Source organism: Cutibacterium sp. KB22876 (assembly GCF_059728865.1).
Genome location: NZ_AP040858.1, coordinates 1,413,494 through 1,437,550 on the forward strand (window position 1 = coordinate 1,413,494; position 24,057 = coordinate 1,437,550).

Below are 24,057 nucleotides of genomic sequence, written 5' to 3' on the forward strand. Positions count from 1 at the left end.
TTCTGAAGTCAGAAAAATCTCATCCGAACGTGGCGGAGGGCAGGGTCCGTGGACCCTGCCCTCCCGACGATCGAGTTGATCAGTCAGCCAGATTGGCGGCGAGCTGTACCAAGGTGCGCACTCCGAATCCGGTTCCCTGGATCGGGGTGTAGTCGTGCGGCGTGGCGTTGTTGTAGGCCGGGCCGGCGATGTCGAGATGGGCCCAGTCGATTCCAGGGGTCACGAAGCTCTGCAGGAAGGCGGCGGCGAGCATCGCCCCACCCTCACGACCACCGGAGGACTTGACGTCGGCGACGTCAGAGTGCAGGTGCTCGCGGACCTCGTCCGTGATGGGAAGTTCCCAGAAGTCCTCGCCGGCGGCCTCGGAGGCGTCCAGCAGGGTGTCGGCAGCCTGTGCGCCGGAGGTCATGACTCCGGCAGTGTGGTTGCCGAGGGCGACCATGCAGGCGCCGGTGAGGGTGGAGATGTCGACGAGGTAGTCCGGTTCGTCCTCACAGGCACGAGCCAGGCCGTCAGCCATGACGATGCGGCCCTCGGCGTCGGAGTTGCCGTTCTCGACGGTCTTGCCGCCATACATGGTGACCACGTCGGAAGGGCGCCATGCCGATCCGGACGGCATGTTCTCAGCCATGCAGCCGTAGGCGATGACGCGGACGTTGAGGCCCAGACGCGCGACCGCGCCCACGGTGGCGAGCACCGCGGCAGCACCACCCATGTCGCACTTCATGGTGTACATGCCGGCGGCGGTCTTGATGTCGAGGCCGCCGGAGTCGAAGGTGATGCCCTTGCCCACCAGGGCCAGGGTGGTGGTGGCGCCCTCCGGGGCGTACTCGACGCGGACCAGACGCGGGGAACGGGCCGAGCCGCCGCCGACGGCCAGGATGCCCCCGAATCCGCCACGGACGAGAGCCTTCTCGTCGAGAACCTCGACGTTGACGTCCTTGAGGTCCTTGCACCACGACTGCACCGAGGCGGCGAAGGTCTTCGGGTAGAGCAGGTTGGCCGGGGCATCCACCCAGTCACGAGCGGTGTAGACGGCATCGGCGAGGATCCGGGCCTTGTCGAGCTCGGGCTTGGCGCCACGAGCATTGGAGACGATGGTCACCGTGGAGACCTCAGGGACATCCGGGTTCGCGGTGACGACAGGCACCTTGTAACAACCGAGCAGGGCACCCTCGGCAGCGATACGAACCTGCTCAGCGGAGCCGGTTCCCATGTCGACGGCGACCTTGAGGCTGGTTCCGTGCGACAGGGCCGCGGCAGCACGGGCGCCGGCGCCGGCAGCCTTGCGTAGGGCCTCGCCGTCAAATCCTTCAGCTCCGCAGCCGACCAGGACGAGGCTGTTCCCGGACCAGGGCAGCACCGCGGTGGACCCAAGCTCCGTCGAGCCGCCAGCGCGAATGGCAACCTCGGCCAGCGAAGCGCCGAAGGTCTCCTCGGCCTCCTTCACAGCTCGCGGTGCAAGCCCCTGGACGACGGGGCCCTGGGAGCTCTCGACCAGACCGGCAATCACGACGTCGGCGCCGTTGGCATTGCGGGAGACCTTGAGATCGGGACGCGGACGGATGGGTAGCTCGGTGCTCTTGGCCACGAGGATTCCTCTCATTCGGGGGTCGGTTCAGGATGGGCCCGGTCAGACTCGGGCCGACGCCTCGTCTGAAGCCTAGTCGAGGTGCGTCGAGCGCGGGACGGTGCGGTACGAATGACACGCCGTTATGGTGTGCTCGTGAACTCAACCACCCCGGCCAACCAGGACACGGCGCCTTCTCGTCGTGCCAGCCATCCCACGTTGCGGATGGCCTTGGACATCGTCACCGTCATGGCCGGAATTGCCCTGCTTGTGTGGGGCATCGTCGTGATGGCCTCGCCGACGATCTCGTGTCGTGGCGTCGAGATGCATCCGGGAGACACCTGCCACAAGGCCACCTACACCGCCACCCGCACGGACACGGTGCAGACATACGAGCAACGACGTCAGTCCATTGCCCAGTCTCGCCCCACGGTCACAGGTCTTGGGGTTGCAGTAACGGCTTTCGGGGTCGTGATGAGCTGGCAGACCGTCAAGGCCCGTCGCTGGGATCACTCCTCGGACAGCCCCATCGGGCCGTAGACGACGTCCTCGTCCTGCATGAGGGTGACCTCGTCGACACCGGCATCCTGCAGTTCGGGCCAGGTCTCGGAAAGCCATGCCTCGGCTTCCTCCTGAGATTCGAACTGCTGGCCAGCACCGATCTCGCCGAGGTGTTCAGCTCCCTTGACGGTGACGCGAGACTGTTTGAAAACCCACGAGTAACTCATACCTACAAGACAACCACGCCCGTGCCACGGAAGGGACACGGACGTGGCAACGACGCAGAGTTTGGTCTGGAGATCAGTGTCAGTGGATCTTTTCACCACGCTCGATGCGCGGTTCCGGGTTGCGCCACCGGCGCACGGTCATCGCCCGGTTGTTGAGGTACGCCCACAGACCGCGCAGAGGAGCATTGGGGTAGCGGGCACGGATACCCTTCTTGGCCCCATGCCACAGTCGCCAGGAGTCGACCAGCCACAACAGCATGACCATCAGCATGCCCAAGGACATGGCGTTGATGGCGCCGACCGCGGTGGGGGCGATGAAAAGCATGGCCAACCAGATCACCATGACGGCCAGGAAGATCGGCATGATGAACTCGCTGAACGTCCAGCGCGAGTCGACGTAATCGCGGATGTAACCGCGCTCGGGTCGTCGTTCGGCAGCCTCCATGGCGGCGGCCTGACGCTCTCGCTTGGCCAGACGCTCGCGCTTTCGGGCTTCCTTCTTGCTCAGGGTCGGGTTGAGGCGCTCACGGCGGGCAGCCTCGGCCTTGGCGCGGGTCGGGGTCGGACCCTTCTTCGCGATGTGGCGGGGCTTGGGCTGTGCCGCGGGCGTTGACTGCGCAGCTGCGCGGTGTTCCTTGGCGGCGCCGTTGCCCTTGTTAGCGTGACGCCTCTTCTCGGGCTGCTTCTCCTGTCCGGTGTTCGCCGCATCAGAGGTGGGCCTTGGAGCAGCGGTGGCCGAGGACGGGGAGGACTCGGTGCTGGGCACCGGCTCTGCCGTGACGGTCTCGTCCGTCGATTCGGCCTTCTTGTTGTCTCCCTGCTCGTAGGGGCGGAACAGTCCCACGATCCATCCTCTTTTTGTGTCGTACTCGTGTCCGCGGTGGCCAGTTCCAGCCGGGGCGACCCTGTCTGGGCTGAGAAGATTGTACGGGTATTGCTCTGGGTTGTTGTTGCGCGGTCCCGTACTCTGATGGTCAGGCAACCGCAATGCTGACGACTTCCCGGAGTCATCAAGCACCGAAGGGGAAGGATACGACTCCACCTATGGCTGGCATATTTGCACGACTTTCGACGGTTTTCCGTTCCAAGGCGAACAAGGCCCTCGACAAGGTTGAGGACCCGCGCGAAACCCTCGACTACTCCTACCAGCGTCAGCTCGACATGTTGCAAAAGGTGCGCAGGGGCGTTGCCGACGTCGCCACGAGCCGCAAGCGAGTCGAGTTGCAGATGAACCAGCTGCAGGCCGACGTCGACAAGATGCAGAATGCGGCTGCTCGCGCCCTCGAGCAGGGCCGCGAGGATCTGGCTCGCGAGGCACTGACCCGCAAGGCCACCCTGCAGGCCCAGCTCAACGACCTGCAGACTCAGCACGCCACCTTGCAGGCTGAGGAGGAGAAGCTCATCCGCGGTTCCCAGCGTCTCCAGGCTCGTGTGGATGCCTTCCGCACGAGGAAGGAGACCGTCAAGGCCACCTACTCGGCGGCTGAGGCTCAGACTCGTATCAATGAGGCCTTCACCGGTCTGAACGAGGAGATGGGCGACATCGGCATGGCGATCACGCGTGCCGAGGACAAGACCATGGAGCTTCAGGCCCGTGCAGGAGCCGTTGACGAACTCATGGCCAGTGGAGCCATCGAGGATCCCACCCGTAGCTATGGCGACGACATCACTCGCGAGCTCGACAACCTTGCCAGTGACCATTCCATCGACGCCGAGCTGTCCGCCCTTAAGGCGCAGCTGGATACCGGCCACGACAATTCCACTCCGGAGCTCGAGTCCGGTTCCGGTACGGGGATGAATCCGGAAACCGGATCGCGTGCTGTGCGACGTCAGGAGGGCCAGTCATGATCATTCGTATCGTTGGTGAGGGCCAGTGGCAGGTGCCCGACACCGAGATGAACCATCTCAACCGGATCGATTCCCGCGTCGAGCACGCCATCGAGACCACCTCGCAGAGTGAGCTCACCGAGGCCCTCTCTGAGCTGGTGACGACCGTCCGCACGATAGGTACCCCGATCGCCGACGACAACATTGTCGACTCGGACCTCATCGTCCCCGACGTCTCGGCGACGATCGAGGAGGTCTCGGTCTGGCTCTCGGAAAACCCTGCCGGAGACGGTCTCATTCCTGGCTGACAGAGGTGAAGCATCCCTGTTCCGCTGCGCGCTTAATCGGCACAGTTCGATGTCGACGGTGCGCTGCGGATACAGTGGACGACGCGACGGGACGACATACCCGCCCGATCCACCAGGATCGAACACCCGGGTCATCCCCCGGGACCGTCCATCACACGTTCTTGGAGTCCACATGACCGACACCGTCAACGCCCCCACCACCGATGGAATCGTCCTCACCGATGCCGCTGCGGCCAAGGTGAAGTCCTTGCTCGATCAGGAGGGACGCGACGACCTCGCCTTGCGTCTGGCCGTGCAACCCGGCGGTTGCTCGGGTCTGCGTTACCAGCTCTTCTTCGACGAGCGCCACCTCGACGGTGACGTCGTCAAGACCTACGGCGGGGTCAATGTGGTCACCGACCGAATGAGCGCTCCCTACCTCGCCGGTGCCACGATCGACTTCATGGACACCATCGAGAAGCAGGGTTTCACCATCGACAACCCCAACGCGACCAGCACTTGCGCTTGTGGGGATTCCTTCCACTGAGCCGATTCTGACTACCGGGATCACTTCCCCGACAGACCTTCTGGGGTCATTGAGGCGTTTCGTCCGTCCGACTGGGCGGACGAGGCGCCTCGTTTTCGCTATTGTTCGGTGTGACAGACACAACAGTCACCTGTCCCCGCCGTCGGGTCGGGGCGGGCTTGCAATGTGGAAGGGTGAGCCGTGGGACGCAGACTCAGCTGGCGACACGACCTAGACCGGGACGTGCCCCGAAGTGGCAGCGGTGTTGCCGGGAAGGTCGGTGGTGCCTGTGCGGCGACGGTTGCGGTACTGGCACTGAGCGGCTGCGGCGACACCGGACCTGGGCGTGCAGCTCGTCTCGGTCTCGTTGATCCGGCGTCCGACCGTGCCGCGCACATGGGAAGCATGTGGATCGGTGCATGGGTCGCGGCGCTCGTCATCGGCGTGTTCGTGTGGGGCCTCATCGGATACGCAGCCTTCAAGTTCCGCCGTAAGGACGGAGATCCGGTGATTCCACGGCAGTCGCGGTACCACCTTCCGCTTGAGGTGCTGTACACCATCGTTCCGTTCCTCGTCATCGGCGTGCTGTTCTTCTACACCGTCCGTACTGAGAACAAGGTGCTCGAGAAGGATCCCGAGCCTCAGCACGTCGTCAACGTCGTCGGACAGAAGTGGTCCTGGACGTTCAACTACATGGAACAGAAGAACCCGGATGTCGACGGTGCCGTCACCCATGAGGTGGGCACCATCGAGAAGATCCCGGATCTCTACCTTCCCGTGAACGAGTCGGTGCGCTTCCACCTCAATTCCGCCGATGTCATCCACTCCTTCTGGGTGCCGGCCTTCTACTTCAAGATGGACGTCATCCCAGGTCATCCCAACCAGTTCGACCTCACCCCGACGAAGATCGGCGTTTACGACGGCAAGTGCGCCGAGTTGTGTGGTACCTACCACGCCAACATGATCTTCAAGGTGCACGTGGTGTCGGTCGAGGACTACAACAAGCACCTCCGGCAGCTCAAGGCTCAGGGCGACACCGGTGAGGTCAAGCCTCCGAACTCCGTCGCCGCCCTCACCACCGCCGAATCGAAGGAGGGGGAGAAGAAGTGACCAGCGCATCTATCGCCCAGCGAACCGCGGTGCGTCCTGCAGTGACACGCGAGGAGCGTCGCAAGACGAGCTTCGGCGCTCTCGTCTGGGATTACATGACGACCACTGACCACAAGAAGATCGGACGGCTGTACTTCGGCACGTCGCTGTTCTTCTTCGCCTTTGGTGGCATTCTCGCCCTGCTCATCCGAGCCGAGCTGGCCTATCCCGGCATGCAGTTCATGCACCAGGAGACCTTCAACCAGCTCTTCACGATGCACGGCACGATCATGCTGTTGATGTTCGCCACCCCGCTGTTCTCCGGGTTCGCGAACTTCTTCATGCCTCTCCAGATCGGTGCCCCCGACGTTGCCTTCCCTCGTATCAACCAGTTCGCGTACTGGCTGTACCTCTTCGGCTCGCTGATGGCCTGTGGCGGCTTCATCACCCCCGGCGGCGCTGCCAGCTTCGGTTGGTTCGCCTACGCCCCGCTCTCGGACGCCATCAACTCCCCGGGAGTCGGCGGTGATCTGTGGGTTATGGGCCTGTACCTGCTGGGCCTGTCATCCATCCTGGGTGCCGTCAACTTCGTGACGACGATCATCCTCATGCGTACTCCGGGTATGACGATGTTCCGGATGCCGATCTTCTCCTGGAACATTCTCATCACCTCGATCATGATCCTGGTCGTCTTCCCGGTGCTGTCCGCCGGTCTGCTCGTCCTCGAGGCTGACCGAGCTCTGGGAGCCCACATCTTCGATGCTGCGAATGGCGGACCGATCCTGTGGCAGCACCTCTTCTGGTTCTTCGGACACCCTGAGGTTTACGTCATCGCCCTGCCGTTCTTCGGCATCATCACCGAGGTGCTCCCGGTCTTCAGTCGCAAGCCAGTGTTCGGTTATGTCGGTCTGGTGTTCGCCACCCTGGCCATCGGCGGTCTGTCGGTGTCCGTGTGGGCCCACCACATGTTCGTGACCGGTGCGGTCTCCCTGCCGTTCTTCTCCTTCATGACCTTCACCATCGCCGTTCCTACGGGCGTGAAGTTCTTCAACTGGATCGGCACGATGTGGGGCGGGTCGTTGAGTTTCGACACACCGATGCTCTTCGCCATCGGCTTCCTGACGACCTTCCTCTTCGGTGGTCTGACCGGCGTCATGCTCGCCAGCCCGCCGATGGACTTCAACGTCTCAGACACTTACTTCGTGGTGGCCCACTTCCACTATGTGCTGTTCGGCACCGTGGTGTTCGCGATGTTCGCCGGCTTCTACTACTGGTGGCCGAAGATCACCGGGCACATGCTCAACGAGACCTGGGGCAAGATTCACTTCTGGACCCTCTTCGTCGGATTCCACACCACCTTCCTCGTCCAGCACTGGCTCGGTGTAGAGGGCATGCAGCGTCGTATCGCTGACTATGGCTCCTGGGAGGGCTTCACCCTCCTGAACCAGGTGTCGACCTTCGGTGCCTTCCTGCTGGCCATCTCGATGCTGCCGTTCGCCTGGAACGTCTGGATCACCCGTCATGACCCGAACATCGAGGTCGATGATCCGTGGGGTTGGGGCCGTACCCTCGAGTGGGCCACCTCGTGTCCGCCGCCTGCCCACAACTTCACCAAGATGATTCGCGTTCGTTCCACTTCCCCGGCCTTTGACATCAACCATCCGGAGGCCGCCCTGGCTACCGAGACCGAGGAAGCTAACCCGCGTGAACTCGTCCACTCCGGCAAGGAGGATGCCTGATGAAACCGGAACGTTGGGTCTTCGGCGGGCTTGGTCTGTTCTACCTCGTCGTCACCCCGATCTACTGGTTCACCGCCCATGAGGTCGCCGGCACCTGGGTGCTGGGGCTGTCGGGGGCCATGGCCCTGATGGTGTTCTTCTACGTCCAGGTCGTCGCCAAGAAGATCAACCCGCGTCCCTCCGATGAGAAGGATGCTGAGGTGATCGACGGAGCTGGACCAGTGGGATTCTTCCCGCCGCAGAGCATCTGGCCCTTCTGGTGTGCTCTTGTCGTGGCAATCATGTGCCTCGGTCCGGTCTTCGGGTGGTGGATCTCACTGCTCGGTCTGGGCATCGGCATCTGGGCTGCTTCGGGTTGGGCATTCGAGTACTACCGCGGGGACTACCAGCACTGACCGCGTCTCACCGACAATGTGAAGGCCGGGACCGTCATGATGACGGTCCCGGCCTTTTCTGTTTTTTCGTCGGAGGATACTGCTGCGTGGTCCTGGCTCAGATGGCCTCTGCAATGGGCTGAGAACCGTCACGGAAGCGAATGAACCGGCCAACCGTGGTCTCGTCGTCCAGACAAGCCAGAGCCGCCTGAGCGACGGCCTCACGGGACACAGTGGCGTCCTTGTAGTCCTCGCCCTCCTCCAACACATGGATGCCGGTGGCGGGATCGTGGCTGAGGGTCACCGGGCCGAGGATCGTCCATTGAACCGTCGAGCGCATGGTGTGGCGGTCGGCATCGGCCTTTGCGTCGGCATAGGGGAAGAAGTCGTTGTCGGAGGGGACACCGTGGTCGGGGCTTCCGCACCACGAGATGAGCACGAACCGCGGTCCGTGGGGGGAACGCGCAATGGCGTCGACGAGGTGCTTGCAGGCATCGCGATCGACGGCGTAGGTGTCCTCGGGGCTGCCCTTACCACCGGCCCCGGCCGACCACACCACGGCGTCATGGCTGTTGACGAGGTCGTCCCACTGGGAAGGCCGCAAGGAGGTCACATCAGCGACGATGGGATTGCCGCCCCACTTGACGACGTCAGCAGCCTGGTCCTCACGCCGAATGACGGAATCGACGTGGCGTCCCTTCTCGGTGGCGTGCTGAGTGAAGTGCTTGGCCACGTGCCCGTGGCCACCAATGATGAGGATTCGATCTGCTGTCATGTCACTCACCCTAGAACCGACCGAGGTCGGCAAGGGTGAGTGACGTGGACAGTTCGCCAGCAGCTCAGGTCCAACTGCGCTGCAGAGGACGTCCCTCCTCGTACCCCGAGGGGGACTGCACGCCGATGACGGCCTTCTCGTGGAACTCCTCGAGGTTGGCTGCGCCGGCGTAGGTGCAGGAGGATCGCACTCCGGAGGTGATGAAGTCGACGAGGTCCTCAACTCCAGGACGCTGGGGATCCAGGTACATCTTCGACTGGGAGATCCCTTCCTCGAACAGGGCAGCGCGGGCCCTCTCGAAGGCGCTGCGCTGGCGGGTGCGGTGACGCACTGCCCGGGCCGAGGCCATTCCGAAGGACTCCTTGTACAGGAGGCCATCGTGATCGACGAGCATAGCTCCGGTGGACTCGTGGGTGCCGGCGAACCACGAGCCGATCATGACCGATCCGGCTCCGGCCGCCAGGGCGAGGGCGACGTCACGGGGGTGACGGACGCCTCCATCAGCCCAGATGGCCCCGTCGGCCTCGGTTGCTGCCTCAGCGCACTCCAGAACCGCGGAGAACTGAGGACGCCCGACGCCGGTCTGCATACGGGTGGTGCACATGGCGCCCGGCCCAACACCGACCTTGATGATGTCCGCCCCGGCCTCCAGCAGGTCCAGGGTGCCGCGCCGGGTGACGATGTTGCCAGCCACGATAGGGATACGGCGTCCGGTTTTCTCCTGGAAGGCGGTGCGAACCTCGTCTGCCACGCCAATGGCCCGGATCATGGGGTCCTGGTGGCCGTGAGCGGTGTCCATGACGAGGACGTCGGAACCGGAGTCCAGAGCGCTACGAGCGCGACCGGCGACGTCGCCGTTGATGCCGATGGCAGTGCCGATCATGAGGTGACCGTCGGGATCGACGGCAGGGCGGTAGATCTCGGTGCGCAGCGCGCCACGGGACGTCATGATGCCGACGAGGACGCCGGTCTCGTCGACGGCCACAGCGACCTTCTGGTGACGCTCTGCGAGGGCCTGGAAGACGTCGTCCGGACTGGCGTCAGGGCCGACCAGGGTGAGGTCGGTGGTCATGACCTCATGGCACTGGGCGAAGCGGTCGACGCCCTCCGCCTCGGCAGGGGAGACCAGTCCGACCGGGCGATGGTCCTCGATGACGAGGACGACGCCGTGGGCGCGCTTGTTGAGCAGACTCATGGCCTCGCCGACGGTCGTCGTGGGATTGACGGTGACCGGGGTGTCGAAGCGGGTGTGGGCACCCTTGACCCGACGTATGGACCTCGCGACGAAGTCAGCGGGGATGTCCTGGGGCAGGATGGCGATGCCGCCGCGGCGGGCGATCGTCTCGGCCATCCGTCGTCCGGAGATCGCGGTCATGTTGGCCACGACGAGGGGCAGGGGAGTGCCTAGCCCGTCGGTCGACGTCAGATCGACATTCATCCGAGATCCGACCGAGGAACGGTTCGGGGCCATGAAGACGTCGTTGTACGTCAGGTCGTAGTTCGGCTGCTCGTTGAGAAAACGCACGTCCTTATTCTCCCACGTCGTCATTCTCCAGTCATGTCCTGACGGGTCGCGGCACACTGGTGTCGTGAGCTCGATCATCGATGACGTATTGGCCGCGGTGGAAGCCCTGCCGCCGAGAACGGTGGTGTCCTACTCCGACCTTGCCGAGCTCGTCGGAACCTCCCCACGACGGGTCGGCACGATCATGGCCGGTCACGGTCATGAGGTGGAGTGGTGGCGAGTCACCAACGTGCGTGGGACCTTGCCCGATCACCTCATGGAAGAGGCTCGCCGTCACTGGGACGACGAAGGGTTGGGTGGAGGAGTCGATATGCTGCGCGCCCATGCCCCCGATCCGCAGGAGTGGGAGCTCAACTGGCAGAGATTGCGCATCCAGGCATGACGAAGGCCCCTCGGTTGAGGGGCCTTCGTACGGGTTCAGAAGGGATCAGTTGGTGATCTCGGCATTGCCCGCGGAGTGACCGGAACCGATCTCGGTGTGGTGGCGAGCGGCCTCCAACTCCTCACGGGTGACCTTGGGAACGTTGTCACCGAGGAACCATTTCATCCAGCGAGCGCGCTTCTTACTGACGCGACGGCCACGGTCGTCAATGGAACCAGCGGTGAGGACTGGGTAGGTCTTCTGCTGGGTAAGGGTCCAGGCCTCCTCCTCGCTCACCGGCACGTGAGCCTCGTGGAAGGCGCCCTCGGGCTCGCGGATGATCTCACCCGAGGGCGACCCGTGCAGCAGGCGCTGACGGTCAGCACGCTGCAGGGACACGCAGATCCGCTTGGTGATCTGGTAGGTGATGATCGGGACGATGAAGATCGCACCACGCATGAAGTACGTGATCGAGTTCAGCGACAGGTGGAAGTGGGTGGCGATGATGTCGTTAGCACCCGACAACCAGAACATGGCGTAGCAGCTCATGGCAGCGACACCGAGGGCGGTACGCGTCGGGACGTTGCGCGGACGGTCGAGCAGGTGATGCTCCGACTCGTCACCGGTGATCCACTTCTCGACGAAGGGCCATGCCACCAAGAGGGTGAACAGCACACCCATGAGGCACACACCGGGCAGGAAGATGTTCCAGCTCCAAGTGGTGTGACCGATGTGCCACTCCCAGTTCGGTGTGATACGGACAGCACCCTCGAGCCAACCCATGTACCAGTCAGGCTGGGATCCAGCGGTGACCTCGCCCGGGTTGTAGGGGCCGAACTTCCAGACCGGGTTGATCTGCATGAAGGTGCCCATGAGGGTCAGGACGCCGAAGACCACGAAGAAGAAGCCACCGGCCTTGGCGGCATACACCGGGAACAGCGGGTAGCCCACGACGTTCTTCTCCGTCCGTCCGGGGCCCGGGTACTGGGTGTGCTTGTGGTACACGACCAGGGCGAGGTGCGCGGCCACCAGGCCCAGCAGCAGGGCCGGGATCAACAGGATGTGCACCATGTAGAGACGGGGCACGATCGCGGTGCCGGGGAACTCGCCGTTGAAGACGAAGAACTCAACCCACGTGCCCACCAGCGGGATGGCACGCATCAGACCGTCGGCGAAGCGGAGACCGGTGCCCGAGAGCAGGTCGTCAGGCAGCGAGTATCCGGCGAAGCCCTCAACCATGGCCAGCATGAAGAGCCCCAGGCCGATCAGCCAGTTGATCTCACGAGGCTTGCGGAAGGCACCCGTGAAGAAGATGCGCAGCATGTGGACGGTGGCTGCTGCCACGAAGAGGATGGCTGCCCAGTGGTGGATCTGGCGGACCAGTAGGCCACCACGCACCTCGAAGGAGAGGTCCAGGGTGGAGGCGAACGCCTCCGACATGGGCGTTCCCTTGAGCAACTGGTACGGACCGTTGTAGTCGACCTCGGCCATCGACGGCTTGAACCAGATGGTGAGGAAGACACCCGTGAGCAGTAGGACGACGAAGGAGTAGAGAGCAATCTCGCCCAGCAGGAAGGACCAGTGGTCAGGGAAGACCTTGCGCAGGTTCTCCTTGCCCATTTTGGCAAGACCCAAACGGTCGTCGTGCCAGTTGACGATCCGCATCCCGCGGCCCGAGGGCTTGTCGTCAGCCGTCGCAGTGCGCAGGGTGGGTGATTCCTCGGCGATGCCAGTTGGCCGGGCCATCAGTTGTCACCCTTCTTGTAGTCGTGACGAGAATCTCGTTCGAAGTAGGACGGGCCCACCGGAACGGTGAAGTCGCTGCGAGCGACCAGGTAACCCTTGTCGTCGACGGTGATGGGCAGCTGCGGCAGCGAGCGTCCGGCAGGACCGAAGACGACGACACCGGAGTCACCGAGATCGAAGGTCGACTGGTGGCAGGGGCACAGCAGATGGTGGGTCTGCTGCTCCCACAGGTTGACGGGGCAACCGACGTGGGTGCAGATCTTGGAATAGGACAGGATGCCGCCGACCTGCCAGTCCTTGCGGGACTCGGGGATCTTGATGGAATCAGGATCCATCCTGACGATGAGGATGGCGGCTTTGGCCTTCTGACGCTGGAACTCAGCGCCCTCGAGATCCTTGAGGTTCTCGGGCTCCGCGTTGACCAGCTGGCCGATCTCGAGGTCGGAGGCCTTGATCGGCTGGAAGGTGATGTCGTTGACGAGTCGGACGCCCTCGGCCCAGATGGTGCGCTCGATGGTGGCGCGACGCATTCCGGGGCCGGGCTTCGGGCCGAGGTCAGCAAGGGTGACGATGGCCGGGACAGCCATGATGCCGATGGCACCACCAAGGGCGCTGCCGATGAGCTTGCGTCGGGAGAGCCCGGACTGCTCGGCGCCGATGCGCCACTGCTTGGCGAACTCCTCGCGATCAGCGGTATCGGAATTGACCGGGTGCCGCTCCTGAACGATCTCCTCGTCGCCCATGACCTGCTTGGCCCAGTGGATGCAGGCGATGCCGATGAACAGCACCGCGAGGCCGGCACACAGACCCAGCGCGAAGGTCGAGGCGTTCATGTGGAGCGGCCCGATCTCGATGGTGGAGTCGCGGGGGATCGCGAAGTAGAAGACGACGAAGGCGATGGCGAGAACGGGGACCAGTCCCAGCAGGGTGATCACCTGGAGGTAGGCCCGGTTTCCGGCCTTCGGATTGGCGTCGGTGTACCGCTCGACGTGGGGCTCGACGCCCGGGTTCTCGACCGGCAGGTCGTTGCGTTCGGTGTACTTGTCGCTCACTTCGCGCGAGCCCCCTTCCGTGCCAGCCATCCGGCGACCAGGACGAGGCCGCCAATGCCGATGATCCAACCGAACAAGCCCTCAGTGACCGGGCCGATGCCGCCGAGGGCGAATCCGCCGTTGTTGGGCTCAGAATGTGCGGTCTGGAGGTAGCCAATGATCTCTCGGGCGTCCTGGTCGGTGATGACCGACTTGGAGAACACCGGCATCTGCTGCGGGCCGGTGCGCATGGCCTCGTAGATGTGCTTGTCGGACGTCTTCATAAGGGAAGGCGCGTAGGCACCTTCCGGGAGCGCTCCACCGCGTCCCTCGATGTTGTGGCAGGCTGAGCAGTTGGTCTTGAACAGCTCAGCGCCCCGAGCCAGTTCCCCAGCACTCAATCCCGAGGTGTTGAGGGTCTGGGAGGAGGGGACCTTCGGGCCGGGGGTCAGAGAGGCGACGTAGGCGCCGACCGAAGCGATTTCCTTATCGGTGAACTTCGTGCTCTTGGAAGGGGCCTGAGCCTCGGGACGAGCCATCGGCATGCGGCCGGTGCCCATCTGGAAGTCGACGGCAGCCGCGCCGACACCGGCCAAGGACGGACCCTGGGTGGTTCCCTCGCCGTTGAGGCCATGACAGGAGGAGCAGTTCTGCTGGAAGATCTCCTTGCCCTGGGCCGTCTGGGTCGACGCATTGGCGTCAGCCTGCCCAGAAGCCGCGGGGCTCACGAAGGCGTACACACACCCCACCAGCACCAAGGCCAGGAGCAGCAGCACGGGTTTGGCTGCCCGGCTGTGCCGTTTCGTGGAGAGGAATCTCATCACCACAGTCACCTTTCTCGGGTTGGGGGGTCAGCGCACGATGTAGATCACCGAGAACAGGATGATCCACACGACGTCAACGAAGTGCCAGTAGTAGGAAACGACCATTGCCGTGACCGCCTGCTCGTGGGTGAACCGACGAGCCATGTAGGTGCGGGCAAGGGTGAACAGGAACAGGACCAGGCCGCCGGTCACGTGCAGGCCGTGGAAGCCGGTTGCCAGGAAGAAGGCCGAGAAGTAGACGCTCGAGGAGATGGTGTGACCCTCGCCGATGAGGGTGATGTACTCCGCGACCTGTCCAGCGATGAACACCGCGCCCATGATGAAGGTCAGGGTGTACCACTCGCGCATGCCCCAGGAGGTGATGGCGCCGAGGCCCTTGGTCCGCTTGACCTGGCCATGCTCCGCGGCGTGAACACCCATCTGACAGGTCACCGACGACAGCACCAGGATGAGGGTGTTGATGGCGGCGGCACCGACGGCCAGGTGACCGGATTCGGTCTGCCAGAGGGTCTGCTGCCCAGCCGTTGCCAAGTCGCTCGTCGTCTGGCGAATCATGAAGTAGGCCGCGAAGAGAGCGGCGAAGAACATGAGCTCGCTCGCCAGCCACACCCAGACACCCATGGGTAGGGCATTGGGACGACCCGCCGGCGCGTTGAGCCGCGTCGGCGCGATCGGATGGATGGCGCCCGTCGGTCGTTGTGAAGTCTGCGCTGAAGTGGCCACGGCCTCATTATGGCCGGAAATGTGTCATTGGTCATGTCGTTTCGCCGTTCCAGTTCGATCCGAGGTTGATTCTCTGGGGCCAGATGGCAAAATGCAGCGCTTTGTCCGAAGGTGTGATACCGGTCGTCTCAGTAGTCAGAATGGTCTCAGACCCAATGAGGCGCCGTAGGCTGTAGCATCACTCGTGTTGCATCCGGCCTGCTGGTGGCCGGCAGCTCAGTCAGTCCCACACAGTCGAGGGAAAGGGCCGCTCATGGGTGACAAGCACGGGGAGCCGTCGGGGGCTCTCAAGATTCTCGTTTACTCCGATGATCGCACTGTTCGTGAGCAGATGAAGGTCGCGTTGAGCGGGACGATCGCCTCGGACCTTCCGCGTGCCGAGGTCATTGAGACAGCTACCCAGGCCTCGGTCGTCGATGCCGTGAGCAGCGGTCACTATGACGTTCTGGTTGCTGACGGCGAATCGACTCCGTACGGCGGGATGGGGGTGTGCCATCAGCTCAAGGATGAGGTTGAGGATTGCCCCCCGGTCGTCCTCCTGGTGGCTCGCATCGCCGATGCGTGGTTGGCGTCCTGGTCCCGTGCTGACGCCGTCGCCACCCATCCTGTCGATCCGGTGGCCCTGCCCCAGACGGTGGCGTCAGTGGTTCGTGTTTCCCGTGGCGAGACTGCGAAGCCTGCCGCACAGACCATCTGACTCGAAGGAGTTTCATGTCCGAGGATCGCATCGACGAGTTCACCTGGGCTGACCTGCTGACCGATCTCGTTGCGAGGCGCGACATGGATCGTGGCACCGCTGCCGCGGCGATGGAGAGGGTCCTATCCGGAGAACTGACTCCAGTACAGGTTGCGGGCTTCGCAGTGGCACTGCGGGCCAAGGGTGAAACCGCCGATGAGATCGCAGGCATGGCGGAGGGGATGATTTCCCAGGCCACACCGGTGGAATTGGATCGCGATGCCGTTGACATCGTCGGTACCGGTGGCGACCGCGCCAATACTGTCAACATCTCGACGATGGCGGCCCTCGTTGCCGCTGGCGCCGGGGTCAAGGTCGTCAAGCACGGCAATCGCGCCGCCAGCTCTGCCTGCGGAACGGCAGACTGCTTGGAGGCTCTCGGCGTTGGAGTCGACATTGATCCGGAGCGCCAGGCGGATGTTCTTGACGAGGTGGGCCTGGCCTTCCTCTTCGCCCCGCGCTACCACGCTTCCTTGCGTCACGCCGCTCCGGCCCGCAAGGAGCTCGGCATCCAGACCACCTTCAACCTCCTCGGCCCGCTGACGAACCCGGCCCGCCCGCATGCTGCGGCGATCGGTATCGCAGATGGTGCCATGGCTCCGCTGGTCGCCGACGCCTTGGCGGCGCGAGGTACTCGCGGACTGGTCTTCCATGGCGAGGATGGTCTCGATGAGCTGACGACCACGACGACGTCGCAGGTCTGGGTTATCTCCGACGGCAAGGTTGTCGAGACCGAGATTGATCCGGCCGCCTTGGGCTTGACTCCGGCTGCTCCGGCTGACCTGGTGGGTGGGGATCCGCAGTTCAACGCTGGAGTCGTTCGCAAGGTCTTGGCGGGGGAGCACGGCCCGGTGCGCGACATCGTCTTGCTGAACGCGGCGGCAGCCTTGCTGGCCCATGACGGGCCGACGATCGACGAGGAGCTCGTCCCGCAGCTGGCTCAGGAGCTGGAACGTGCTGTCCAGTCCATTGATTCCGGGGCTGCCAGTGGTCGCCTCGATCGCTGGATCGCTGTTACCTCAGACTGATTGCAAGCGCTACCCACGGCCCGGCCCACAAGGCCGGGCCGTATGCAAATGCTGATCCCCATGGTGAGGGTCGGCATCGGCGGATGAGTGTCGTCACGATCGCCATTACCGCTCCCAGCACGGTTGAGGCAAGCAAAGTCGTCATGCCAGCCTGGAAGACGTCTGGGTGAGGGGCAAGGGCGCCCGTGGTCGCACCGAGAAACCCCGTCCCGGCTGACAGCCTGACGTCCCCATACCCAAGGGAGGAGCTCAGCCGCCACATCAGCCAGAAGAAACCTGTTGATACTGCTGCCACGGCAACGCATCCGGCCAGGGCTGGTAAGTGCGGTGGTCCCGTGATAGCCATACCTGCGACGAGTGCGACTGCTGATTCGGCGACACATCGACGCCACAACTTCACCGGCAGGAAAGTGGTTGCTTGATCGACGGCTGCCAGGGTCGCGACCGATCCGGACCAGACCCACCAGGGTCCCCAACTCCACCGTGGAGCAAGGGTTGAGGAAAATCCACATACCGCGGCTGTTGCGATGACGATAAGGGTCCGGGCCGGTGTGGCCAGGGAGTCATATCGCGGTTTGATGGCCAGGATCTCGTCACCCACCACCTCGACAGTTGGTTCTGCCAGCCGGGGGACGGTGATGAGAAGATGCCACAGCGCGAGCCCGCAGGAGATTGCAATCCCGATGACGGCCCACATGAGGATGGCTCACAAGGATGTGATGGGCTCGGGGGTGGCGATCAGGCCACGGGCCTCGCATGCCGCTCGACCCCGAAGTCGCGTCATCTCGGTGCACATGTCTTCCTCTCCGTCGAGGAGGGCCTGAGCCTGGGGGATCGTCACGTCGAGCATGGCGGCGATGTCCTCGACGTCACAACCAGTTTTCCGAAGGGCGAGAGCCCTGGTCCGGGTACTTCCGGCTGGTACGACCCTTTCGCGTGCTGCCTCGACATCATCGACACTGACCGTGAGGATACGCATGGCATCGATGACGCGAATCCGTTGCAGGGGCCGGTCACCCTGCCCGGCGAGCCGTCGGACGGTCTGGCTGGGGACGTGCGCGAGGAGGGCGATGACTCGCCATGGGATGCGACATTCATGAACGAGGGAACGGACGTGAAGGGAGAAATAGCGGGCGTCGACCCATGCTGTCGACGCTGCCGAGGACTGTAGATCGGGTCCAATCATGTGACAGGCCTTTCTGTCGTGGTGTGCCCCGAGGGACGTTGAACACTCATCTAATGGGCATAAGTGCCACCACAGAAGCCCAATGTGACATCAAAACTATGTTGTTACATGACTGTTACATTGCGGGCCATGCAACGACACTGGATTACACAAATGGGAATCGGGTACGTGAGTGGAGCCGTTTCACCTCCGCGAAACGTTCGATACACACGACGACGGGGCCCGTCGAGTGACGAGCCCCGTCGAAATCGTGGAATGAGAACTCAGCGCTGGGCCTTGGTAAACCCGGCAGCCTGGGCGGCCTCCTCAGTGGCGAACCACACGTCGGCGATGGTGCGGTCGTAACCGCCCGAACCGGGGACATGGTACTTCATCGAGCGGTCATTGCCCTTGATGACGTAGCCTTCCGGCGGGTTCTCACCGACGTACGAGGTGGCCTTAGGCTCCTCGTCCTTCTTGCTCTCCTCGGGAGCCTTGGTGGCGCCGTCCTTGGTGGTCGTCTCAGAGCGAGCGCCCTCGTCGACGAAGATGGTGGTCTCAGCGGTCGTCTCGGGAGCAGCGGCTGCGGGACCACCCTCGTCAGCCATGGCGGCGACGGGGTCGGCCGGAACTGACTTGTCCTTCTTCTTCGGCTCGGGCTTGGCAACCGGCTTGGAACCGTGGCTGGCCTCAGCCTTCTCGGCAGACTTGTCCTGAGACTTCTCCTCGGCCTTGGTGGCCGGCTTCGGAGCGGGCTTGTCAGCCATCTCCTCCTTGTCTCCTGGAGTCCAGGAGTAGGTGACCTTGGGCTCATGGGCAGTCCAGCCATCGTCGGAGGAGCTCATGAAGCGCCGGCTGGCGACGACGGCAGCAGCTGAGATTCCGCCGAGAATGGCGAGGGTGCCGAGCACCTTGCCGAACTTGCCGCGGCGCTTGGCCTTCTTGACCGACTTCGTCTCGATGCCAGCCTTGGCGGCCAGCTCAGTCGACTCGCCCTTGAGGGCGGAGACGGCGGCCTGTCCGCGACGGGTGGCCTCCTCGACGGCGGGCAGGGCAGTGACCTTCTCGGCACGCTCCTCGAGTCCGGGAAGGATGTCCTTCTGGAAGGTGTCATAAGCCTGGTGGAGAGTCGGGACAACCTTCTCCTGGGCGTACTCCTTCGAGACGTCAAGGGCCTTCTTGCCAGCCTCGACGGCCTGGTCGGAAATGGGTCCGAGCTTCTCCGAGATGGGGCCAATCTTGTCCGAGAGCTGGTCGGTCAGCGGCCCGAGCTTGTCATTGACCTGCGAGGCCAGCGGAGCAGCCTTGTCCTGGGCGGCTGTGAGGTATGCGGCGGCGATCTCCAGCGCCTGTGCACGCTGCTCCTTGAGCGTGCTGGGGCTGCTTGCGGCGGCGGTCTTGCGGGAAGCCTTCTTCTTGCAGGACACGGTTCCTCCAATTCGTATGGGATAAAGCTCGTGATCGAGCACTCCCCACGGTATCCATCAAATGGCCCTCAGACCAGGGAACCGCAGTTCCTGATGTTCACCGGAGAGTCAATTCCGGTCAGTCCAGTGTGAGACTCAGTAGTCTGGGATCGACCACATCGTTTCTCATAGGAAGGCAGGCAGGTGGCCTCTACCGCGACTCTGCACACCAACCACGGCGACATCGTCCTCAATCTCTTTGCCGATCAGGCTCCCAAGACCGTCGAGAATTTCGTCGGCCTGGCTGGCGGCACCAAGGAGTACGTCGACCCGCACACTGGTCAGCCGACCACTGGCAAGTTCTACGACGGCTTGACCTTCCACCGTGTCATCGACGGGTTCATGATCCAGGGCGGTTGCCCCCTCGGTACCGGAACTGGCGGCCCCGGCTACCAGTTCGCTGACGAGTTCCACCCCGAGCTCGTCTTCTCCAAGCCCTACTTGCTGGCCATGGCCAATGCAGGGCCGGGCACCAACGGTTCCCAGTTTTTCATCACCGTCGCCCCGACCCCGCACCTGAACCGTCGTCACACCATCTTCGGTGAGGTTGCGAACGAGGAGTCCCGCAAGGTCGTTGACGAGATCGCTCAGGTTCGTACTGGCCGTATGGATCGTCCGGTCGAGCCGGTCGTCATCGAGAGCGTCGAGCTGTCCTGACGCCTAGTGCCCTGGTCCCCGCGGGCTTGTTCGCGAGAACCAGGGTGCCTGCCCCGAGGTGGCCGCACCTCGGGGCATTTCCACCACTGTCGCCTTTCCCCGTCATCGACGGCTTTGGACCGGAGGAGATTCATGCCTGACCGATGGAGTGAGCACCCCGTCCGCCCCGCCCCGGCACTGTGTCCGGCGTCGCTGGCCCTGGCCGTCGTGACCGTGCTGGTGGCTATTGCGGCACAATTCACCCCCTTGTCGTCGATGTTGGCCTCTGGAGCCGTGAAGGCCTATGACTTCCAGATCTGGCGGCCGCTGGTCTTCTCCTTGACGACGTCGTCCATCTTCGGTGCCGTCCTGAGCGGTTTGGTCCTGGTGCTCATCGGCCATCAGATCGAGCCGATGACCGGTTCGGTGCAGTTCGCCTTCCTGTACCTGCTGTGTGGGGTTGGTGGATCGACGGCGATCAGCCTTGCGGGGGCGCCGTACTGCTTCGAAGGATCCCTGTGTGGCTTGTTTGGCTTGATGGCGGCATCGGCGGTCGTCAAGTACGTCCAGAAACAGGACGTTCGCGCGGACGTTGTGTTGCTGACGATGTTCATCATCTGGGCCATCGTGATTGGGTCGTACACCTGGATCGCCGATATCGGCGCAGTTGTCGTTGGAGCGGTGTCTGGCTGGGCATGGCTGCAGACCCGGTGGTCCTCACACCGTCGCCAGCTCGGGGCGGGATTGGCAATCCTCGCGGTCTGTCTCGCCGCCCTCGTCGTCACCTGGGTGGTGTGAGGCGGCTACTCGCACGGCGAGTTCTTCCGTGGCCATCCAACAGTGGGCTGGCCATGACCATTCCCCGGTGATGTCAACGAGCCGGACCCCAGGCTCTTCAAACCACGATGCAACCAACTCGGCTTCCTCGACGGTGCATGCCGGTAGACCTGCTGGGGGAGGGGCGACGCTCTCCGCCGTTGCGCAAATCGCATCGATGGTGGGCATGGGGTCGGCTCCTGTGCGGCATCGTCCTGCTCCAACCAGTCGGCCATGTCGGACGACGTGAATCTCCCAGAAAGCGGCTTCCCGCCGGGCCGCCACAATCTGGGGACAGGACGCCAAGGACGCCAACCGGGCACGTCGTCGGGTGGCCCTCAGTACTTCTCGGGCGTCCTCGGTGTATTCCGCGGCCTCCTCGAAGCGCTCGGCGTCGGACAGGTGGGCGATTCGTTCCGCAAGCCGATCTGTGAGATCACGGACGTCCGAGGTCATGGCCGTGCGAGTGCGGTCGACGATTGCTGAGTAGTCCGTGGCAGGATTCAGGCAAGGGGCTGAGCACCGTCCCATCTCCGCCAACGGGCACCCGTCAGGATGACGTGACAGTGATCCGCTGCACTGTCGAAGGCCAAACGCTTCAGCGAGGACGATGGCGGCGCGAGTTGCCGCTCGACGACTCGTGAATGGTCCCCACGGCGGCTGTGAGTCGCGATGGGCCTGTTGCACCACAGAGGGGCGGGGATGAGCTTCGTCAGTGAGGGTGACCCACCACACCGACCCTTGGCGACGCGAACGACGGTTGTACCGCGGCTGGTGGGCGTCAATGAGACGTAGCTCTCGCACTCCCGCCTCAAGACGAGTCGAGCATTCTCGGGCTTGCACCCCTGTTGCGACCCGGACCATCTCGTCCATCCGGCGCCGCGTCTCGGAGGCTGTGAAGTACTGCGACACCCGTCGTCGAATATTGACCGACGTGCCCACGTAAAGCACCTCGGGCGGGGAGGGTGCTGGTTTGTCGAGGCAGAACCAGTACACGCCAGGTCCTTCCGGGAGGCCCTTGGCCCACACCCGGCGGCGTCGCCGAACTCGGGGGACCCGGTGAGTCATCTCCAGCAGGTCTTCTAAGGTGGTGACGCCGAGGTTTCCCACTCGTTCGATGAGACCGTGCAGGACGTCGACAGTCGCACGAGCATCAGCCAGTGCGCGATGAGACGGCGTCGTCGTGGTCCGAAACAACTGGGACAGGGTGCCCAACTTGTAGTTGCGAATCTCGTCACGGGGGAGCACGGAGCGAGCCAGCGCGAGGGTGTCCACGACAGCAGGGTTTTCCCACGAGTAGTCGTGCTCGGCATAGGCCCGCTTGAGGAAGCTGACGTCGAAGCGGGCGTTGTGGGCCACCAGCACCGTACCCCGACTGAACTCTGACCAACTTGGCAGGACGGCGTCCAGTGGTGGTGCAGGCCGGACCATGGCGTCCGTGATACCGGTGAGGACCTGGACGGAAGCCGGAATTGGTCCGGACGGGCGGACGAGGGTCTGGAACTCACCCTCGACGTGACCTCCGCACACCTTGATCGCCCCGATCTCGGTGATCTGGGCATTGTCGCCAGTGCCGGTGGTCTCGAGGTCGACGACGCAGAAGGTGACGTCGGGTAGAGGAGTGCCCAGATCGTCGAAGGAGGGCTGGAGAGGTGCGGTCATGATCGGGACGGTAGACACTCCCTGTGACAGGATGTGTTGCACATGGGCGAGACCGATGGAGAACAGCCGTGTCAGAGCCGTGGCGCGCCCGGATATCGGCGATGGACGCGCACTGGTGTGAGCGTTTTCCCCGAGGAGTTGCCCAGCCCCTGAGGACCACATAAGATTCTCTCAGTCGGCAGGGATGGTCCGGGCTCGACGGCCAAATCACAGTTGGACGGATGATTCGGTCCCACCGCGTCATGATGCGGTCGGACTGGTCAGGTGATGGTGAAGGGTAGACAGTGGAGCGCAGATTTGGAGCTTCTCAGATGAGTGGTGGCACCTCTCGACGTGGACGGGGCGTCGCAGTAGCTGCGATGACGGGAGCGATCATCCTCGGCACGGTGGGATCGGTTGAGCTTGGGGCTCAGGCTGCTCCTGACCCCATCGATCAGGCGAAGGTCCGCCTGGCTCAGCTCGACGAGCAGACCGCCAAGGTGCAGGAGGACTACACCAAGGCCCAGGCTGCTCTCGACAAGACTCAGAAGGATCTCAATCGTTCGCAGAAGGACCTCGGTGCGCAGTCTGCCAAGGTGGCGACTATGCGCAAGGCCCTCGGTCGTGTTGCTCTGAGCGACTACCAGAGCGGCCGCGGTGTCTCGACGACCACCCAGCTCGTGACCAGTAGTGACTCCGGCCAGTTCCTGTCCAAGCTGGCAACCGTCCAGAACGTCACCGATCGCACCACTGAACAGTTCCAGGACTTTCAGGCTCAGCAGGCCCGGTTGGCTTCCCTGGAGTCGCAGGCCCAGACTGACCGAGCCACCATCAAGGCTCAGCGTGACCAGCAGGCCAAGCTGCTGGCTGACGCCAAGAAGAAGGAGCAGGAGGCCAAGGAGGTCGTCGAGCGCCTCTCCGCACAGCAGCGTGCCGAGCTCGAGCGTCGCCAGGCTGCGGACGCGGCTGCTTCGACCGCCAACGTCGTGTCCCGGACTGCGGGACGTTCTGCTGCCTCGTCAGCTCGGCAGACCGCTCAGAACGCGAAGGGTGATCAGGTCTCGATCCCTGCTCCTTCGGAAAGTGTCTCTTCCCGTGCTCAGGCCGCTCTCAGTTTCGCGATGGCCCAGCTCGGCAAGCCTTACATCTGGGGCGGAACTGGACCGTCCGGGTATGACTGCTCCGGTCTCATGATGGTCGCGTGGGGCAAGGCTGGCGTCGGTCTTCCGCGAACCGCAGCCGCTCAGTACGCGGCAGGTCGCCCAGTGGCGACGTCCGACTTGCAACCGGGTGACCTCGTCTTCTTCTACCCGGGCATCACCCACGTCGGCATGTACATTGGTGGCGGCAAGTTCGTTCACGCATCCAGCCCGCGAACCGGCATCAAGATCTCCGTCCTGGCGGGACAGACCTCGTACCAGGGTGCGCGCCGCTTCGGCTGACC

At 63.7% G+C, this 24,057-nt stretch carries 25 protein-coding genes and 1 pseudogene; 13 read left to right on the top strand and 13 right to left on the bottom strand.

Annotation, left to right across the window (positions count from 1 at the left end):
- Positions 1-79: 79 nt before the first annotated feature.
- On the bottom strand, positions 80-1,606 hold the full coding sequence (locus tag AC6I1W_RS06365) for a leucyl aminopeptidase (protein ID WP_065673605.1): 1,527 nt from the start codon (positions 1,604-1,606) through the stop codon (positions 80-82).
- Between AC6I1W_RS06365 and AC6I1W_RS06370 the strand changes: the two are divergent.
- Positions 1,566-2,110 (top strand): annotated as a pseudogene (locus AC6I1W_RS06370) (hypothetical protein). The gene AC6I1W_RS06365 and the pseudogene AC6I1W_RS06370 sit on opposite strands and share 41 nt — an antisense overlap.
- Here the strand turns inward: AC6I1W_RS06370 and AC6I1W_RS06375 are convergent.
- Both AC6I1W_RS06375 and AC6I1W_RS06380 read right to left on the bottom strand, forming a co-directional pair.
- Positions 2,080-2,298 carry a hypothetical protein gene (locus AC6I1W_RS06375; protein WP_004811869.1) on the bottom strand — a complete coding sequence of 73 codons (219 nt, stop codon included), beginning with the start codon at positions 2,296-2,298 and terminating at the stop codon, positions 2,080-2,082. The pseudogene AC6I1W_RS06370 and the gene AC6I1W_RS06375 sit on opposite strands and share 31 nt — an antisense overlap.
- A 79-nt stretch (positions 2,299-2,377) precedes the next feature.
- Complete coding sequence (locus tag AC6I1W_RS06380) at positions 2,378-3,142, bottom strand: DUF3043 domain-containing protein (RefSeq protein ID WP_065673607.1); 765 nt, start codon at positions 3,140-3,142, stop codon at positions 2,378-2,380.
- Between the two features lie 200 nt (positions 3,143-3,342).
- On the opposite strand from AC6I1W_RS06380, the gene AC6I1W_RS06385 reads away from it, so the two are divergent.
- From AC6I1W_RS06385 to AC6I1W_RS06410, 6 genes are all read left to right on the top strand, one after another.
- Positions 3,343-4,146 (top strand): PspA/IM30 family protein, encoded by an 804-nt coding sequence (locus AC6I1W_RS06385; RefSeq protein ID WP_036975854.1) that lies wholly within the window; start codon positions 3,343-3,345, stop codon positions 4,144-4,146.
- Positions 4,143-4,433: a PspA-associated protein PspAA gene (gene pspAA, locus AC6I1W_RS06390; protein WP_004811866.1), complete on the top strand. Its 291-nt coding sequence runs from the start codon at positions 4,143-4,145 to the stop codon at positions 4,431-4,433. The genes AC6I1W_RS06385 and pspAA overlap by 4 nt, the downstream gene beginning before the upstream one ends.
- 172 nt (positions 4,434-4,605) lie before the next feature.
- The gene (gene erpA, locus AC6I1W_RS06395) at positions 4,606-4,959 is read left to right on the top strand and encodes an iron-sulfur cluster insertion protein ErpA (RefSeq protein ID WP_004811865.1); all 354 of its coding nucleotides are present in this window, start codon (positions 4,606-4,608) and stop codon (positions 4,957-4,959) included.
- 180 nt (positions 4,960-5,139) lie between these two features.
- Positions 5,140-6,048, top strand: a complete 909-nt coding sequence (gene ctaC, locus AC6I1W_RS06400) for an aa3-type cytochrome oxidase subunit II (protein ID WP_429830895.1) — start codon at positions 5,140-5,142, stop codon at positions 6,046-6,048.
- Positions 6,045-7,766, top strand: coding sequence for an aa3-type cytochrome oxidase subunit I (gene ctaD / locus AC6I1W_RS06405; protein ID WP_117189311.1), 1,722 nt, complete (start codon positions 6,045-6,047; stop codon positions 7,764-7,766). Before ctaC ends, ctaD begins: the two co-directional genes overlap by 4 nt.
- A complete protein-coding gene (locus AC6I1W_RS06410; protein WP_004811862.1) occupies positions 7,766-8,161 on the top strand; it encodes a cytochrome c oxidase subunit 4 in 396 nt (131 codons plus the stop codon). The genes ctaD and AC6I1W_RS06410 overlap by 1 nt, the downstream gene beginning before the upstream one ends.
- Before the next feature lie 97 nt (positions 8,162-8,258).
- Here the strand turns inward: AC6I1W_RS06410 and AC6I1W_RS06415 are convergent, their stop codons facing one another.
- The gene (locus AC6I1W_RS06415) at positions 8,259-8,915 is read right to left on the bottom strand and encodes an NAD(P)H-binding protein (RefSeq protein ID WP_117189310.1); all 657 of its coding nucleotides are present in this window, start codon (positions 8,913-8,915) and stop codon (positions 8,259-8,261) included.
- A gap of 64 nt (positions 8,916-8,979) precedes the next feature.
- Entirely contained in the window at positions 8,980-10,464 is a 1,485-nt protein-coding gene (locus AC6I1W_RS06420) for a GuaB1 family IMP dehydrogenase-related protein (RefSeq protein ID WP_117189309.1), read from the bottom strand.
- Positions 10,465-10,504: 40 nt separating this feature from the next.
- Between AC6I1W_RS06420 and AC6I1W_RS06425 the strand changes: the two genes are divergently transcribed.
- Entirely contained in the window at positions 10,505-10,822 is a 318-nt protein-coding gene (locus AC6I1W_RS06425) for an MGMT family protein (protein ID WP_016667272.1), read from the top strand.
- A gap of 45 nt (positions 10,823-10,867) precedes the next feature.
- Here AC6I1W_RS06425 and qcrB read toward each other — a convergent pair whose 3' ends face one another.
- From qcrB to ctaE, 4 genes are read right to left on the bottom strand one after another with little or no spacing between them, the layout of a single operon-like run.
- The gene (gene qcrB / locus AC6I1W_RS06430; protein WP_065673611.1) at positions 10,868-12,547 is read right to left on the bottom strand and encodes a cytochrome bc1 complex cytochrome b subunit; all 1,680 of its coding nucleotides are present in this window, start codon (positions 12,545-12,547) and stop codon (positions 10,868-10,870) included.
- On the bottom strand, positions 12,547-13,629 hold the full coding sequence (qcrA, locus tag AC6I1W_RS06435; RefSeq protein WP_036975857.1) for a cytochrome bc1 complex Rieske iron-sulfur subunit: 1,083 nt from the start codon (positions 13,627-13,629) through the stop codon (positions 12,547-12,549). The genes qcrB and qcrA overlap by 1 nt, the downstream gene beginning before the upstream one ends.
- Complete coding sequence (gene qcrC, locus AC6I1W_RS06440) at positions 13,596-14,399, bottom strand: cytochrome bc1 complex diheme cytochrome c subunit (protein WP_138237647.1); 804 nt, start codon at positions 14,397-14,399, stop codon at positions 13,596-13,598. Before qcrC ends, qcrA begins: the two co-directional genes overlap by 34 nt.
- Positions 14,400-14,429: 30 nt before the next feature.
- Positions 14,430-15,125 carry an aa3-type cytochrome oxidase subunit III gene (gene ctaE / locus AC6I1W_RS06445; protein WP_428991950.1) on the bottom strand — a complete coding sequence of 232 codons (696 nt, stop codon included), beginning with the start codon at positions 15,123-15,125 and terminating at the stop codon, positions 14,430-14,432.
- A gap of 253 nt (positions 15,126-15,378) precedes the next feature.
- Between ctaE and AC6I1W_RS06450 the strand changes: the two genes are divergently transcribed.
- Positions 15,379-15,822 (top strand): response regulator transcription factor, encoded by a 444-nt coding sequence (locus AC6I1W_RS06450; RefSeq protein WP_016667277.1) that lies wholly within the window; start codon positions 15,379-15,381, stop codon positions 15,820-15,822.
- Positions 15,823-15,836: 14 nt separating this feature from the next.
- The gene (trpD, locus tag AC6I1W_RS06455) at positions 15,837-16,889 is read left to right on the top strand and encodes an anthranilate phosphoribosyltransferase (protein ID WP_016667278.1); all 1,053 of its coding nucleotides are present in this window, start codon (positions 15,837-15,839) and stop codon (positions 16,887-16,889) included.
- Here trpD and AC6I1W_RS06460 read toward each other — a convergent pair.
- From AC6I1W_RS06460 to AC6I1W_RS06470, 3 genes are all read right to left on the bottom strand, one after another.
- Positions 16,876-17,586, bottom strand: coding sequence for an A24 family peptidase (locus AC6I1W_RS06460; RefSeq protein ID WP_016667279.1), 711 nt, complete (start codon positions 17,584-17,586; stop codon positions 16,876-16,878). The genes trpD and AC6I1W_RS06460 overlap by 14 nt on opposite strands.
- A gap of 9 nt (positions 17,587-17,595) precedes the next feature.
- Positions 17,596-18,075 (bottom strand): hypothetical protein, encoded by a 480-nt coding sequence (locus AC6I1W_RS06465; RefSeq protein ID WP_016667280.1) that lies wholly within the window; start codon positions 18,073-18,075, stop codon positions 17,596-17,598.
- A gap of 263 nt (positions 18,076-18,338) precedes the next feature.
- Positions 18,339-19,481 (bottom strand): sunset domain-containing protein, encoded by a 1,143-nt coding sequence (locus AC6I1W_RS06470; protein WP_016667281.1) that lies wholly within the window; start codon positions 19,479-19,481, stop codon positions 18,339-18,341.
- A 183-nt stretch (positions 19,482-19,664) separates the two neighbouring features.
- On the opposite strand from AC6I1W_RS06470, the gene AC6I1W_RS06475 reads away from it, so the two are divergent.
- The gene (locus AC6I1W_RS06475; protein ID WP_016667282.1) at positions 19,665-20,177 is read left to right on the top strand and encodes a peptidylprolyl isomerase; all 513 of its coding nucleotides are present in this window, start codon (positions 19,665-19,667) and stop codon (positions 20,175-20,177) included.
- 198 nt (positions 20,178-20,375) lie between these two features.
- On the top strand, positions 20,376-20,954 hold the full coding sequence (locus tag AC6I1W_RS06480) for a rhomboid family intramembrane serine protease (RefSeq protein ID WP_036910428.1): 579 nt from the start codon (positions 20,376-20,378) through the stop codon (positions 20,952-20,954).
- Here AC6I1W_RS06480 and AC6I1W_RS06485 read toward each other — a convergent pair.
- The gene (locus AC6I1W_RS06485; protein ID WP_021108674.1) at positions 20,874-22,634 is read right to left on the bottom strand and encodes a DEDD exonuclease domain-containing protein; all 1,761 of its coding nucleotides are present in this window, start codon (positions 22,632-22,634) and stop codon (positions 20,874-20,876) included. The genes AC6I1W_RS06480 and AC6I1W_RS06485 overlap by 81 nt on opposite strands.
- A gap of 311 nt (positions 22,635-22,945) precedes the next feature.
- On the opposite strand from AC6I1W_RS06485, the gene AC6I1W_RS06490 reads away from it, so the two are divergent.
- Positions 22,946-24,055, top strand: a complete 1,110-nt coding sequence (locus AC6I1W_RS06490; RefSeq protein ID WP_016667285.1) for a C40 family peptidase — start codon at positions 22,946-22,948, stop codon at positions 24,053-24,055.
- Positions 24,056-24,057: the final 2 nt, after the last annotated feature.

Coding starts and splice junctions, on each gene's coding strand:
- AC6I1W_RS06450 (WP_016667277.1), top strand. CDS start 15,379: ATGGGTGACAAGCACGGGGAGCCGTCGGGGGCTCTCAAGATTCTCGTT.
- AC6I1W_RS06485 (WP_021108674.1), bottom strand. CDS start 22,634: ATGACCGCACCTCTCCAGCCCTCCTTCGACGATCTGGGCACTCCTCTA.
- AC6I1W_RS06420 (WP_117189309.1), bottom strand. CDS start 10,464: ATGACGACGTGGGAGAATAAGGACGTGCGTTTTCTCAACGAGCAGCCG.
- AC6I1W_RS06490 (WP_016667285.1), top strand. CDS start 22,946: ATGAGTGGTGGCACCTCTCGACGTGGACGGGGCGTCGCAGTAGCTGCG.
- AC6I1W_RS06460 (WP_016667279.1), bottom strand. CDS start 17,586: ATGTGGGCCGTCATCGGGATTGCAATCTCCTGCGGGCTCGCGCTGTGG.
- erpA (WP_004811865.1), top strand. CDS start 4,606: ATGACCGACACCGTCAACGCCCCCACCACCGATGGAATCGTCCTCACC.
- pspAA (WP_004811866.1), top strand. CDS start 4,143: ATGATCATTCGTATCGTTGGTGAGGGCCAGTGGCAGGTGCCCGACACC.
- AC6I1W_RS06410 (WP_004811862.1), top strand. CDS start 7,766: ATGAAACCGGAACGTTGGGTCTTCGGCGGGCTTGGTCTGTTCTACCTC.
- qcrB (WP_065673611.1), bottom strand. CDS start 12,547: ATGGCCCGGCCAACTGGCATCGCCGAGGAATCACCCACCCTGCGCACT.
- AC6I1W_RS06375 (WP_004811869.1), bottom strand. CDS start 2,298: ATGAGTTACTCGTGGGTTTTCAAACAGTCTCGCGTCACCGTCAAGGGA.
- AC6I1W_RS06465 (WP_016667280.1), bottom strand. CDS start 18,075: ATGATTGGACCCGATCTACAGTCCTCGGCAGCGTCGACAGCATGGGTC.
- qcrA (WP_036975857.1), bottom strand. CDS start 13,629: ATGGCTGGCACGGAAGGGGGCTCGCGCGAAGTGAGCGACAAGTACACC.
- AC6I1W_RS06365 (WP_065673605.1), bottom strand. CDS start 1,606: ATGAGAGGAATCCTCGTGGCCAAGAGCACCGAGCTACCCATCCGTCCG.
- AC6I1W_RS06385 (WP_036975854.1), top strand. CDS start 3,343: ATGGCTGGCATATTTGCACGACTTTCGACGGTTTTCCGTTCCAAGGCG.
- AC6I1W_RS06415 (WP_117189310.1), bottom strand. CDS start 8,915: ATGACAGCAGATCGAATCCTCATCATTGGTGGCCACGGGCACGTGGCC.
- qcrC (WP_138237647.1), bottom strand. CDS start 14,399: ATGAGATTCCTCTCCACGAAACGGCACAGCCGGGCAGCCAAACCCGTG.
- trpD (WP_016667278.1), top strand. CDS start 15,837: ATGTCCGAGGATCGCATCGACGAGTTCACCTGGGCTGACCTGCTGACC.